The organism is Alistipes sp. AF14-19, assembly GCF_003461645.1.
Taxonomy (GTDB): Bacteria; Bacteroidota; Bacteroidia; order Bacteroidales; family Rikenellaceae; genus Alistipes; species Alistipes shahii.
The window spans coordinates 12,284-26,278 of the sequence record NZ_QTXM01000014.1 but is presented as its reverse complement, the minus strand read 5'-3'; the positions used below and the strand labels follow the sequence as shown (position 1 = coordinate 26,278).

Genomic DNA, 13,995 nt, shown 5'->3' with positions numbered 1-13,995 from the left:
CATGCAGACGCAAACCGAAATGCAAAGGGAGGTCGACGAGGCCGTGCGCACGATGCGCGCGGGCGGCATCATCCTCTACCCCACCGACACGGTCTGGGGACTGGGCTGCGACGCCACCTCCGCCGCCGCCGTGGAGCGGATATACCGTCTCAAGCGGAGCGGGAACAAGAAATCAATGCTCGTGCTGTGCGCCTCGGCCGACATGATCGTCCGCTACGTCAACAAGGCCCCGGGAATCGCCTTCGAGGTGATGGAGCTGGCCACCTCGCCCCTGACGGCCATCCTGCCGGGCGCCGCGGGGCTTGCCGAAAACCTCATCCCCGACGAAGGGACGCTCGGCGTGCGCATCCCCGACCACGAATTCTGCCGCCGGATGCTCCGCGCCCTGGGACGGCCCATCGTCTCGACCTCGGCCAACATCTCGGGCGAAGCGACGCCCGTGGGATTGCAGGACGTGGCCCGCGAGATCATCGACGGCGTGGATTTCGTCGTCAACCCCCGTTTCGAAGGCAAACCGACCCGCAAGGCGTCGTCGATCATCGCGTTCGGCGAAGGCGGCGAGGTGAAAATCATCCGCGAATAAGATGGCGCGCACGCTCGAAACCCCGATTCAGAAACGGTTCTCCGACGTGGACCCCTTTCAGCACGTGAACAACGTCTCGCAGCAGATGTATTTCGACGTGGGCAAGATGGAGTTCTACGAAAAGGTGCTGGGCGCGGAGGTGCTGCTCGCAGACCTGCGGATTCTCACCGTCTCGACCTCGACCTCCTACCTGGGGCAGGTCAGGATGCACGACCCCGTGCGGGTGACGACCACCTGCGAACGGGTGGGAACGAAGAGCCTGACGCTCTTCCAGCAGCTGCTCGCCGGCGGCGAGGTGCGCAGCGAAAGCCGCTCGGTGATGGTCGTCTTCGACTTCGCACGCCAGCGGAGCGAACCGGTTCCCGACGCCTGGCGCGAACGGCTGCTGGCCGATTAGTGTTCCAGCCGTCCGTCGCTGCGCAGTTTCGGCAGGCCGTGGCGGACATAATACTTATAGCCTACCACCACGAGGATGACGCCCGCGAAGATGAAGACCGAGGCGGTGATGTTCGCGGCGTCGAAATGCGCCTGTCCGCGCGTAATGGCCAGGATGCCCGCGATCACGGGCTGGATGTAGCGGTAAAGCGCCGTGTGCACCGAGGTCAGCTTCTCCGTGCCGCGGTAGAGCAGGTACATGGGCAGGACGGTTCCCAGAATGAGGATATAGCCCAGTTCGGCCTGCGCAAACAGCGGAAGCCGCAGAAACGGTACGTGGTCGATGTATTTCCAGAAGAAGGGCGCCGTTATGGCCAGCCCGATGATGTAGTACCACCCCATCACGACCAGCGTGCCCAGCTTCTCCAGCTGCGGCTTGATAATCACCGTATTGACGGCGATGGCCACCACGGCCGCCAGCACGAACAGGTTGCCCTGGGCGCGGCTGCCGTGGGTAAGCGAGAAGCCGTCGCCGAGAATCAGGATTCCGGCGCCGACGAGTGCGCAGACCACCCCCACGACACGCGTCCCGATATACTTGCGCGGGTGCATCAGGTGATCCATGATCAGCGTGAAGGCCGGGCCGAGCGTGGCGATGACCGAGGCGTCGATGGGCGTGGTGTAAGACGACCCCCAGAGCAGCATGTACATCCAGCCGTAGACGATCAGCAGCGTGACAATCAGAATGTTGCCCACATCGCGCCACGTAATGCGGTAGGAGTAGCGGGAGAAAAGGGCGAAGGGGATGAAGAAAACCGCCGCCGAAAGCACCTGCAACATGAATATCTGCTGGAAATCGAGGTAATTGCGCGTGAGGGAGACGTAGAACGAAAAATTCGCTCCGAAAAACACGTTGGCGAAAACCAGGTCGAGATTATAGCGCGTTTTACTCACAAAAAGAAAACCGGGCAATTATCGCACCGAATTTTACCTTATATTTGCCCCGGCCAAAAGCCGGGATTCAAGGGCGGTGGCCGAAATCGAGATTCGGAAACGGATCGGCGCCCGCCCCGCTTCAGAACCCCGCTTCTCGAACGGGCTACGAAAGATGGACAAAGGAAAACTGAAAGGACATGCGGCCCTGTGGGTCGCCAACATCGTCTGGGGACTCAACGCCCCGATCGGCAAAAGCGTACTCTGGTCCGAGGCCAACCCCGGAGGGGTCAACCCCTTCGCGTTGAGCGTCTACCGCATGGTGGGCGCGGCGCTGCTGTTCTGGACGGTCTCGCTGCTGCTGCCCCGCGAACGGGTCGCCCGGCGCGACATCGCGCTGCTGCTCCTGGCCTCCGTCTTCGGCATCCAGCTCAACCAGATGCTGTTCCTGTGGGGGCTGTCGCTCACCTCGCCCATCGACACGTCGATCATCGCCACGGTGGTCCCCGTGCTGACGATGGTGCTGGCGACGCTGTTCCTGCGCGAGCCGATCACGTGGCTGAAGGCCGGGGGCGTCTTTCTGGGATGCGCCGGGGCGCTGATCCTGATTCTCGTGAGCCAGCACGGCACAGGACACTCGTCGAGCGTCATGGGCGACGTGCTGTGCATCGTCAGCGCCGTCAGCTACGCCACCTACCTCACGGCCTTCCGCAACGTGATCGTCCGCTACTCGCCCGTGACGACGATGAAGTGGATGTTCCTCTTTGCCGCCATAGTCGCCGTGGTGATCTACTACCGTCCGCTGACCGCGGTCGACTACGCCGGGCTGGCGCCCCGGACCTGGGCCGGAATCGGTTACGTCGTGGTCTGCTCCACGTTCCTCTCCTACCTAATGGTTCCCATCGGCCAGCACCACCTGCGGCCCACGGTCGTGTCGATGTACAACTACGTGCAGCCCGTCGTGGCGGTGCTGTTCACCGTGGCGATCGGACTCGACACCTTCGGATTCACCAAGGCCGGAGCCGCGCTGTGCGTCTTCGCGGGGGTATGGCTGGTAACCAAGTCGAAATCCCGGGCGCAGCTCGACGCCGACCGCCTGAAAAGCGGCAATTAGCCCCTCCCCGACGACGGCAGCCGCCCCTTCCGCGCCCCTGAAAAAGAGCGTTTCCGAACAGCCGGGGCGAATGCTCCCCGAACCAAAAGGCGAACCCCGCGGGGAACGGGATTAAAAAACTGTAACGATTCGATTTATCGGGTCGTTACAACTTTTATATAGGAAAATAGGTAACGCGAAGGTAACGATTTATTTTCAGCTTATTGCGTCTAAATGCCGCATTTCAAATAACCTACTGCAAGCTACGAAAAATTTTCCGATCGAGCAAATTTGCTAAAAACAATAGCGTTTTTGCGGTTCAGTACGACATGCTTATACTTATCGGAATCATTTATCTAGATGTTGATCATCCATGTGAACCCTTCTACAAACAGATCCAAAGAAGTCTGCGAACCGTCAAGACATCGTCCGGCACCGAGTTCCTGCATCGGAACTGCTATCTCCCATAAGATCTGTAGGTGTAAATTGCTTTGCCCAATAAATCGGAGATTTCGGAATTGCGATTTTCTTCCGCAGTCCATGACTACAGGATGGTTTACTTTCAACCAGACCATTTTCATCTCGAATTCCCTCAATGCAATGACAGTCCATAGTAGCGATTTCATTCCTGGAATCACTTTACTGATTCATCTCGGATATTCATCAGACGTCGTCTTACTTTTGCCAACGTATGAAGTGTATTTTTTCAGATCGGAGCAGCGGCTAAATATAGTTGATATAACGTTTGAAATAAAAAGTCTGGAATGGAAATACTTTTACATCGGAAGATATTTTCGAGGCTATAAAATTGGAAGATCTGCGTCGTATTATTGGTAACACAAGCAGGAAATTAACTTGGACATCAATTAGCCGATTTACTCAATATATTGAATCATGGCTGTATCATTATCGGAGGCAAATTGCGCCTTATCATTTTCTACAGCCTGAAAAACTTGCTGTCTATAATATTCACTCCGGTTGATGACCCAATATTTTTCTATTGTTTCATTTCAGTCAGGTGCTAAGCCGGAGTTATTGGGATATGTGACAATATGGAATAAAATCCAGATAATGAGGCAATTTAGAGAGTGCGCATTCGACATAAATGCCAGCCCCCCTAAAAAAGTTGAATGAAGATGTAACCACCAGTTTATCTTCAACCTGCTACGCTCAGATTTTATAGTGCTCCATGGAAATATGATGAGTATCCTCCTCTGTTTTTGCTACGGCCTATGTTATATTATTCACGACGGAATGAAATCCTACATGAGAATAATGTATCCAACTTCTTTAGCTGTGTCTTGCGGACTTTTATTCCAAAGTATGGGAAAATAGGAGTTGCAAACTTTTATTGTTGCAACTCCCATCTGATATCGATTTTTTAGAAGGACTCTTTCAACGCTGTTCAGCCATTTCAATCTGTCGTGGAATCTCGATGTGATCGCATTGGTCGAATACGAAATGGAGCTTCGGATCGAATGTCGCAGGATAGTCTGACGTTCGCACGATGCGATTGCTCGCAGAGAATTGGAATCCGTCTACGCAATACAGATTAACAATGCGGGGATCGAATACTCGGAACAGATTTCCATCGACCTGAATATTGCGGTGATAACGACTTGTCTGCCGCTGGGAAATTCCGCTGCCGACAGCAATGCAGGCACTTCCCCATCCCCGGCTTCCATAATTGCCGTTTGCGAAGATGTTGTTGCGAATTGTTACGTCACGGACACCGGATTGTTCGAACCAGAAGTTACCGTCGCCCTCAAAGAGGATCGAGGCTCCGGCGATATGGAAATAGTTGTTTTCGATGATAACCCGTCCGCGGGAACCAATCAGCAAACCGCGGGCGCGGTTTCCCGACATCCGGCAACCGCTGATGTGAACATCGGGACCGGGTTCGTCGGCTGCAATCAGATGGCCGGGACGAATGTTCTCGGGTAAGGGTTCAGTGAAGGTTACCGCAGAATACTCCTTGTTGAACCGTTCGACCTTAGCAACAATCCGCCGGGCATAGGCTTCAAGCGTGTGGTTGTCGACAATTTCCACCGCCATCCCCGGGACGAGGAAATCTGTGCCGTATTGCCCGCTGTGTCCCCAGCGAACCCAAATCCGCTCCCGATCGAAAATCGTATCGACGGGCATATATAGTCCATGAATATTGGAGGCATCATCCTTCTGATTTTCGAACGTACAGTCAATTAGACGGATCTGTCCCCCGCAATTGGAGAAATGCGTGGCGTCGGCCGTGATGCTGATCATGCGTTTTTTGCCGGGAGCCGGAACAACTTCCATCCGTTCAATTCCGATGTCGCGGCTGCGTTGTGCGATGACCCCCATCCCTCCGCAGTGATGGAGCTTCACGTCGAGGATTGCAATACCCTGCGAATCGGAAACGGTGATCCCGGGATTGAGCCGTCGGGCGGCCCCGAAGACCATCGTATTCCCGATCGCGGCCTTCAAATCACTGCGGAAAATCCGAATCCATCCGTTAGGACGCCGTTCAGCAGGAATGGTATGGGCCGGGAGCCAGTAGTCGTCGACGTGGAAAGCCGGTTCGCATCGTTGGGTATCGAACTCCAACAAACTGGAATAGGGGTAGACACGACCTTCGTCATCGAGGAAACGCAAGCATCCGTCCGTCAGATCGCATCGGTATTTGTCCGGGAACTCCAAATCGAGCCATCCGTTTCCGGCCGCCCGTACGGTACCTTCGGAGTGAAACGTGCGGGTAAAGTCGATCGAAAGATTGCGGATCGTGATGTTGCGGCAACGTTCGAGGTTGAACGGTGAAACGAAACCTGTGAAAAGGAGTTTCGTGTCAGCACCTTCAATGGTGAAATCTTGCAGGCCGACCAAATCAAAGGCAATCCGTTTCAAACCTTCGTCGTTGTTGCTGATGAACTGGTACTTTTCGACCGCCAGATCGGGTCGTATCCGGAGTTCTCCACCCGGAAGAATAAGCCGTGCGGCCCGGATCCGGGCACAATGGGACAAGGCGGCCCGAATGGCCGGTCCTGCGTCGGTTTGTGCAGTCAGGTCGTCAAGGAAATCATTCAAGTAGACATCGCCACCGGATGTCGGGGCCTGACAGGCTGCAAAGAGCCCGACAGCAAACAGCAACAGGGTGTGAAGCAGTTTTTTCATCAGGATATTGTAAATTATGGAAGTTTGATACGCAGGGACGCTCCCTGTCGAAGCCGGAAAGCTCGGGGATTGCGTCCCGAAATCGCAAGCGTGACTCGCAGAAACCCGTCCGGCTGTTTCTCGATGACAAGGTCGAAGTTGTTTTCAAAGGCCCGAATGTGCCGCAACGCCATGCGATTCCATCCGGAAGGCATTGAAGGGGTAAGATCGAAGCTCCTGAACCCGGTGGGGCGAATCCCGAACAATCCCTCGGTGATAACGCGGCAGAAAAGCCCGCTTTCGGCGGCCAAGTGGCGTTGAGAGCCCTCGGGCCATGCTTCGATCGGATAGGGAACATGATCGCCCAGGAGTCTGCGCCGGGCATAATGACTGAGGAATTCCGTTGCACGGTCGGCCTGCCCGGCGATGTAGATTCCCCGCAGAGCATAAAGGGTCGAACGGTCCCAGAAGGTCGAACTGCCCTGTTCGGTGAGGAGGCCGTTTTCGGTCATCAGCTCTTTTCCGAGCAGCGCCCGAACAGTCCCTTCGCTGCGGTTTTGCAACCCGGCGATCAACGGCATGCATATCCACGAGCGGAGTTTCGTACAGCCATCGAAATAGCGGTAAGTTTCGTATCCGGCAACCGTGGCGCCGAAATGGCATTCAATCGCCTCAGCGAGCTCCGAAGTCTGCCGTTTGTAAACTCGCAGCGTTTCACGCGGACATCCGAGCTCCTGTCCGAGATAGACGGCCGACCGCAAGGCATCATAATAGAGTGTCGATGTACAGAGATTGGCCTTGCCGGCAGGGAATCGGCCCTCCAATTCATCGGTATCGGAAGCGACGACCCCTTCGGGAGTGAGTTTGCGCCGGCAGTATTCGAGACACCATTCCACCAAAGGCCACAGCTCTTCGGCTTCGTTCCGTTCCCCGCGGGCCAAGGCGTAGCGCGCAGCGCCGTATGCGATCATCGCGGCATCGCCTCGATCGCCGGCCCCGTTCCAGATGTCGTCGCCCTCGGCGATGATCGAACTAGGAATAGGCCGGTATTCAGCATTCATGAAACGGGCGAAGTGGCGGAATGCGTTGAGTGCCGATCGATTCCCGATGTCGTATCCGAGCATTGGGAAAAAAGGGTTGACGTATTCGGCCTGATCGTTGGCCCAAATAGCCGCGTAGTAACATTCGCCGCCCGGAGCATGCATGTAGCCGCCGCGGGTCTTGATAATGCTTTCGGCAGCCCGGATCTTGGCAAAGCGGAATTCCGTGTCGACTACCGGATCCGGGGTCTCCAGGACCAGTTTGTCCGAGATTGCAGACACGAACTCCCTACGAGAGCGGAGTTCGGCTCCGACATCTGCGGGCGGAAGTGTCTCTCCGACTCGACAAGCCCGGAAGAGGGCATCCACCACGGTCGAATCTCCGGGCTGCAGTATGCGGATTCCGGCATCGAGCAATTCGGCCCGAATGACGTAGCCGCCCGTAATGCCTCGTTCCGAAGGGGTCGTCACGATTTGCGAAAACTCTGGGATGGAAATCTCCAGCGTTTGCGAACCGATGTTGCGGATAAGATACCGTTCACAGAGGGCGGGTTGTGTCGGCGAAGGAAAGATCGTGCGCTCCATGGCCAAGACCGGAGCCGGATGCTCCACCTCCTCGTATCCGGCCCCCACGGCATTAAAACTCCATTGACTAAAGACCCGGACCGTACCGTCTATGACGATCTTTTCGACCCGTTCGAACTGCAGGGCCGAAGCATTGAAACCCGAGGCGGAGGTATTCACGGCCAACAGCGAGGGAATATCCGTGGCCACGCGGCACATCAGACTGGCATGCGTATCATTGGGACGGACACGTAACAGCGGGAAGATCAGCGAACGTTCGACGCGAAAGGCTCCTCGGTCATCCACAACCCAGCGGAGAACCGTCGAGATCTGCTCGCCGGTCATTTCGAGATGATCCCTGTGGGGCGTATCGTTTCCGGGTCTCCAGACGATGCCTCCGTCCGGATCAATCTGCCAGCGTTGTCCTGCAACAGGAAGTCCGAGCCCGGTGCAAAAAAGAAGGAACAGCAGTTTTTTCATTGTCATTTCATTGTTCAAGGATGGCGGGGCATTCGAACCAGTGCTCCACGAATGTGCGGACGCGCTGCGCATATATCTGCGGATCGTGGAGATAGGCGGCACCATGATCGACGCCGGAAAGTATCCAGAGTTCCTTGTCTCCGATTTTCGCTTCGTACAGCCGGTGAACCATTTCCACAGGGACGACCGAGTCCTTGTCGCCGTGAATGAACAACATAGGCAACCTGCATCGGTGCACGGCATCGAGCGGAGAAGCCTTTGCGAAACTCCATCCGTAGAGGATCCGGCACCAAAGGTCCGATAGATGGAAGAGCGGAAAGAGCGGCAGTCGGCACTGCTTCTCCCAAGAATCGGCAAAGATATCCCGGGTTGAAGTGTAGCCACAATCCTCCACGGCACAGCGGACACATGCGGGCAGCGACTCTTCGGCAGCGGCGATCATCGTAGTGGCGGCACCCATCGAAACGCCGTACAGGACGATCTGCGTATTGCCGCCGAAAAGCGAATCTGCCGTTCGGATCCAGTCCACCACTTCCGTTCGTTCAGTCCACCCCATGCTGATGGCCGAAGGTTCGCTTTGCCCATGACCGCGCAGATCGGGAATCAGAACATTGAATCCGAAATCATGGTTGAAGAGATAGCCGATCATGAGCATGGTTTCCGCCGAACCCTGATAGCCATGAAAGAGCACGGCGGTCTTTTCGGTAGGCTCCGGAGCCCATAGCCACCGGGCATGGAGTCGCTCTCCGTCGGCATTCAACCGTACGATATCATGCAGCAATCCGTTGCTGCGGATGCTGTCGAGCCATTCTGTGGTATGAGGATATTGCCGGGTGAGCCAGCTGAGATCGGTCAGGCGGGGCGGATGGAGTGTCCTGTAACAGAGTACGAAACTCCAGCACAATGCCCCGATGACAAGCAGCCCGAAGATTGCGCTCAGTGCAGCAATGATTTTCTTATTTCGCTTTTTCATGACAGATATTATTTGGGTTCATATGGATCAGTTCGAAATCGGGTTTGCCGTAGCCGATAAACCGGTTCTCGGCGATGCGCACATTTCGACACCCCTCAAGGCAGAATGATTGGCGTTGTGCGGCTGTGGCGGGGAAATCGTATGTTTGTTCGACACAGTTTGCCACGAACTGCAGTCCCTCAACCGATCGGGCGTGGAGCAGCGGACGGTCATAAGTGAGAATGCGGTTGTTGCGGATCCGGATATTGCGATGATAGACCGGGCTGCTTTCGTCTGCCGGACGGAAAGAGGGAGTGATGCTGATGAGGGCTTCGCCCCAGCCGGATCCGCCGTTGTTCGAAGCCGAAGTGCCGCAGTTCTCGAAAAGGTTGTCATGGATATCCATGTCGCACACGGCGCCCGATTCGAACCAGTAGTCGGTATCTCCTTCGATGAGAATTGCCGTTCCGGCCGTCATGAAGCGGTTGTTATGTACGACAACCTTTCCGGGAGTGGTGAGCAAGATGCCGCGGGCGCGGTTGGCTCGCCCGAAGTAGCAATCGTGAATCGATACGTTGGCATACCACGAGGCGTTTTCGATAAAATCGTCTTCCCTGAATGTTTTATCGAGCGGCTCACGCAAGGCGACAACAAGCCGCTTGCTGCTTTTCCTGACAATGCGTTCAATGCGGTTCCGGGCCCCCCGAGATCCGGTCGTTCGTACAATCGGCCAGATCTCATCATCGGCTTTGAACACCCGTTCTGCCGGGAACCGGACTCCGAACAACTCAATCTGTTTCCGGTCTTTCGAAACAGCGACTATCCGGGCATAGATGCCGTGTATGTTCAAGGCATCGTCACCCTGTCCGTTGCAGTTGCAGCCGTCAAGTTCGATCAATCCGCGGCAGTTGGTAAAGTGGAACGCATCGGCAGCACAGCTGAACCGACGCTTTTCGGAACGATTGACGACCGTACAAACCGCCTTGAGCAGGATGTTCTCGCTGCGGAGTCCGTAAACGCCCATTCCGGGAGAATGGCGCAGGTCGATTTTTTCGAAGCAGACATTCCTGCAGTTCACCACCGTCATAGCGTTGGACAAATACCGCCCATGGTAAAGAGCGAGTTCCGTACCGATCGGCAGGGGACGGTCGACCGTCCCGAAGAAGCGGACCGTGTCCGGAGCGATTTCACGGGCTTCGCCGCGGAAGACTGCATTGCGGTCCGAGAGAGGACAGTCCCGGGTACCGTAAAGCACCGCACCGCTTTGCGGATCGTAAGCCGTAGAATAACTTTCGGGATCGATTTCACGCTCCCAAGTCTCATCCGTAAAGCGGATCCGCCCCTTTTCGATGTGGTAGGGATAACGTTTCCGATCGATAGCCAGGTCAACATGGCCGTCCCCAAGAGCAACGATCGAAGCCTGTGTGATATAGGGGCGTTCCCAGTCGAGCGAGAAATTGCGAATCGTCAGTCTTTCGCACTCCTCAGCCAAGAAAAGCATCAAACGCCCGTGTGCGATGAATTCAGCGCCACCGCCGTCGATTATTAAATCCCGAATGCCGCGGAGTCTTGCCACGATGTTCACCCGGTCGTCCTGCCCCTCAGGGGCATGGAAATCGTACCGCCCCGACTCGAAACACAATACGGTGGGGATTTCCCGCTTTCCGATGGTAGCGACGGCTTTTCGCAAGGCTTCGGAAGCATCCTCTCCCGAATCGGGCAACGCACCGAAATCTCGCATCCGAAGCGTATCTCCGAACGGCCGGGATGAAACGCTTCCGATCCATGCGGTCGCGAGAATCGGGAGGATGTATCGACTAATTTTCATAGAAGTACGGATTAGGATTCTCAACCATTCGAGGCATCTCTTCACCCTCCAAACAATGCTCGGAACAGTCGACCAGACTGATTGTCGAATTTTCCTTCCACCCGGAGAAGTCATTGTTCCGGACTGTGACGCTGCGGCAGTGCTGGGCATCGATGACCGAGAGACCGGCGAACCGGGGCTCAAACCGGCGGGAATCGACGAACCGGTTCCTGCTGATGACGAGCGAATCGACCGAGAGAGCATAAATCAACTGGTTGTCGAACGACTCCACGAGGTTTCCTTCGAAACGGATACATCCGTGATACGGAGTCCCCCCGCTCCGGGCATCATGCGAAATAACGGGGTCGATCTGCAGAACGGCCTGGGGAGACCGGCCGCCGGTAGCCATCGTGCCGAATCGGTTGTTACGGATCACGACGTTGCGCGTACGTCCCGATTCGAACCAGTAGTTGGCGTCACCGCAAATGCGTATTCCGGCCATCATTGAAGAAAGATCACTGTTTTCGACGCATACGTCGCCCGGAGTCGAAAGCAGAAAACTCCGGGCGCGATTATAACGAACCGTGCATTCCGATATTTCGACATCGGCATCGGCCGCGCGGTTCCCGACGGCAATGTGCACCGAGTCCGGAATTGCACTCAGGTCGAATCCGGTTCGAATGATGTAATAGTTTTCATTCACGTGGTTCACCTCCTCGACTCGTCCGCAGCCGAGTACCCCCAGATCGGCACGATCGATGAAGACGAGCGAATCACCTTGTTCGGCAAAATCGAAACCCTCCTGCTGAAAGTGCCCAAAACTGGCCCCAAACCGGTTCCCGGAAAACCGATCCACAACCGTCATGTAAACACCGTGAATGTTCGTGGCATCGTCGAGCATGCTTTCGAACCGGCAGGCCCGGAGCACTATTTTTCCCGAACATCCGACGAAATGAGTGGCATCGGCCGATGCAGAGACCATCCGGCCGCTTTGAGGCGGGACTTCAACCCGGTATTGCGAGCAGACGACGTCGCGACAGTTCTCGGCGATCAGCGCCATGCCGCCCGAATCGTGAAGCGTGACGTTCCGGACTTCAACACCGGCCGACTTGTAAAACGAGAATCCCGGATAGCGGCGGTTAGTCGAATGGGGGCCTTTATCCGTATAGACGCTTCCCACAGGAGGCAGCTCCCGAGACGAGTAGCCGCTCAGACGGACAAGCGAATCGCCGATCCATTCGGCCTGCAGCGTTTTTTTTTGATCGTGTTCGTACTGTTCGGCCTGATAGTAGGGCGAACGGGTTCCGGGATCGAACAAAATATTTTCACCGAACGGACTCGCCCAGTCGTAGCCCGTAAACCAGGGTTCCCCGCTCCGGATCTCGAAACGTTCCGGATCGAGCGGACGGAGCGTGATGCTGTGCGTACGAGGATCGTTACCAACGACGAGGCCTTCGAAGATGAACGATGCGTCGCAATCGATCGTGAAAGCCTCGAAAACGATCTGTTCGCATCGAGCGACGCGGAACGGAACGATTGCGCCGTGAAATCTCAACTGGGTTTTTTCTCCAGCCCCTTCGATCCGTACACGTCGCATCTCCTCGAGCAGAAAAGCGCAGCGTTTATAGCCGTTGTCGTTGTTCGAAACGCAGAGATAGCTGCCGGCCGCCTGTTCGGGATAGAAGTCGAACGTCCCCGCTCCGAATCGGATTGTGACCTCACCGGCTGGATGCTCCGCAAGGATCTTGCGTACAAGAGGCGTATAGTCCTCCGTTCCGGAATCGAAGTCGATGGCAATCGTTTCCGGATGCGAAATGCATCCGGAAACGATCAGCGCGGAAAGAATGATGAATTTTCGGATCGACATTCCAAACATCAATAAAATACGACCTTTCTCCATGCGAGACTGCGTTGTCCGAGATCATTCATGTCTGCAGCATAATACATGCGGACAGCCTGTCCCCCGGTTTGATCTCCCTCTTCACTGATCAGGTTGGGATACATGGCCTCCTCCTCACCCAGATTGAGGGATATAGGGGCCTCCCACGCAATACCGTCGGCACTCGTCGAAAGACAAATGCGTCGGCTCCACGAATGATAGACCATCACCCATTTGCCTATGTAGTGGTTCCACATGACCGACGGATTTCCGCCGGCATAGGTATCGAGATTGGCGATCTTGATGTTTGCGCCGCCGAGTTGTGTCTGCCCGTTGCAGCCTTCGACGGTGAATGCTTTGCCATCCCATTTTTTCCAGGTTCCGGCAGCTCCGGCCGGATCCTCCGAACAGGCCATCGTGATCATGTAGTTTCCGGGGTCATCGCAATAGCCCGAGTAGTAGCATATCCAGACTTTGCGCGCGTCGTTCCAAACTACGCACCCGTCTCCCAAGCCGTAGGACTCACCCTGCCCGGCGGGATTTTCGGGTTTGGGGTCGGTTCCGGAAAGGATCCGTCTGCCCGTTTCCCAGGTCAGTCCGTTGTCCGAGGAATAGGTGACGCCAATGGACTTATAGGCGGCGGAGACTCCGGGCCAATGGCTCTCGGCATGGAAGAATCCGGCCAACCGACCGTCCATGAGTTTATGCACGCCGATGAACCATGCGCCGCCGTCGTAAAATCCGGATACGGGTTCGATGCACTTGCCAAAGACCTCCATATCGGAGGTCAAGGCATTGACGTTCTCATCGAGCCAGGGACTGGCGGATACCTGTCGCAGGGAATTGTCCGCAGACCAGTAGGTCGTAAACAGTCCCGAATCATCGTATTTCCCGACGGAGATCTTTCCGTCAAGCCAGAGCATATACCGGGGAATGTGGGGATCCTGCCAACAGATGTTGCGGTCACCGACGACGAACGTTCCAAAATCGGTGTAATCATCCGGATTGAAATCCGCATCGAATTCGTAGGGTTTCGAACTGGAACCGTTGTTGTAGGCATGCGCGAGGTCAAGATCGCGGTCACAGGACGACAGTGCGATCATCAGAGCGGCACCAGCGACGTATAATGCATGTGTTTTCATGGTTTCGTAATTTGAATGAAG

10 protein-coding genes are annotated in these 13,995 nt (G+C 55.8%); 3 read left to right on the top strand and 7 right to left on the bottom strand.

Annotated features, from left to right (window positions below):
• Position 1 precedes the first annotated feature (1 nt).
• Both DWW03_RS11765 and DWW03_RS11760 read left to right on the top strand, forming a co-directional pair.
• Positions 2 to 583 carry an L-threonylcarbamoyladenylate synthase gene (locus tag DWW03_RS11765; RefSeq protein ID WP_015547288.1) on the top strand — a complete coding sequence of 194 codons (582 nt, stop codon included), beginning with the start codon at positions 2 to 4 and terminating at the stop codon, positions 581 to 583.
• Between the two features lies 1 nt (position 584).
• Entirely contained in the window at positions 585 to 980 is a 396-nt protein-coding gene (locus DWW03_RS11760) for an acyl-CoA thioesterase (protein WP_022061234.1), read from the top strand.
• Here DWW03_RS11760 and DWW03_RS11755 read toward each other — a convergent pair.
• Positions 977 to 1,885, bottom strand: coding sequence for a DMT family transporter (locus DWW03_RS11755; protein ID WP_118406797.1), 909 nt, complete (start codon positions 1,883 to 1,885; stop codon positions 977 to 979). The genes DWW03_RS11760 and DWW03_RS11755 overlap by 4 nt on opposite strands.
• A 181-nt stretch (positions 1,886 to 2,066) precedes the next feature.
• Here DWW03_RS11755 and DWW03_RS11750 point away from each other — a divergent pair, with 181 nt between their 5' ends.
• Positions 2,067 to 3,005 carry a DMT family transporter gene (locus DWW03_RS11750; protein WP_015547290.1) on the top strand — a complete coding sequence of 313 codons (939 nt, stop codon included), beginning with the start codon at positions 2,067 to 2,069 and terminating at the stop codon, positions 3,003 to 3,005.
• 1,374 nt (positions 3,006 to 4,379) lie between these two features.
• Here the strand turns inward: DWW03_RS11750 and DWW03_RS11740 are convergent.
• Genes DWW03_RS11740 through DWW03_RS11715 form a run of 6 tightly spaced genes read right to left on the bottom strand, consistent with a single transcriptional unit; the run spans position 4,380 to position 13,974 of the window.
• On the bottom strand, positions 4,380 to 6,131 hold the full coding sequence (locus DWW03_RS11740; RefSeq protein ID WP_009598410.1) for a right-handed parallel beta-helix repeat-containing protein: 1,752 nt from the start codon (positions 6,129 to 6,131) through the stop codon (positions 4,380 to 4,382).
• 14 nt (positions 6,132 to 6,145) lie between these two features.
• Positions 6,146 to 8,194 (bottom strand): hypothetical protein, encoded by a 2,049-nt coding sequence (locus tag DWW03_RS11735; RefSeq protein WP_022061232.1) that lies wholly within the window; start codon positions 8,192 to 8,194, stop codon positions 6,146 to 6,148.
• Between the two features lie 7 nt (positions 8,195 to 8,201).
• The gene (locus DWW03_RS11730; RefSeq protein ID WP_009598405.1) at positions 8,202 to 9,167 is read right to left on the bottom strand and encodes an alpha/beta hydrolase; all 966 of its coding nucleotides are present in this window, start codon (positions 9,165 to 9,167) and stop codon (positions 8,202 to 8,204) included.
• Positions 9,151 to 10,974, bottom strand: a complete 1,824-nt coding sequence (locus tag DWW03_RS11725) for a hypothetical protein (RefSeq protein WP_014774952.1) — start codon at positions 10,972 to 10,974, stop codon at positions 9,151 to 9,153. The genes DWW03_RS11730 and DWW03_RS11725 overlap by 17 nt, the downstream gene beginning before the upstream one ends.
• Positions 10,964 to 12,853, bottom strand: a complete 1,890-nt coding sequence (locus DWW03_RS11720; RefSeq protein ID WP_138266175.1) for a hypothetical protein — start codon at positions 12,851 to 12,853, stop codon at positions 10,964 to 10,966. Before DWW03_RS11720 ends, DWW03_RS11725 begins: the two co-directional genes overlap by 11 nt.
• Positions 12,829 to 13,974 (bottom strand): hypothetical protein, encoded by a 1,146-nt coding sequence (locus DWW03_RS11715; protein WP_014774950.1) that lies wholly within the window; start codon positions 13,972 to 13,974, stop codon positions 12,829 to 12,831. Before DWW03_RS11715 ends, DWW03_RS11720 begins: the two co-directional genes overlap by 25 nt.
• Positions 13,975 to 13,995 lie beyond the last annotated feature (21 nt).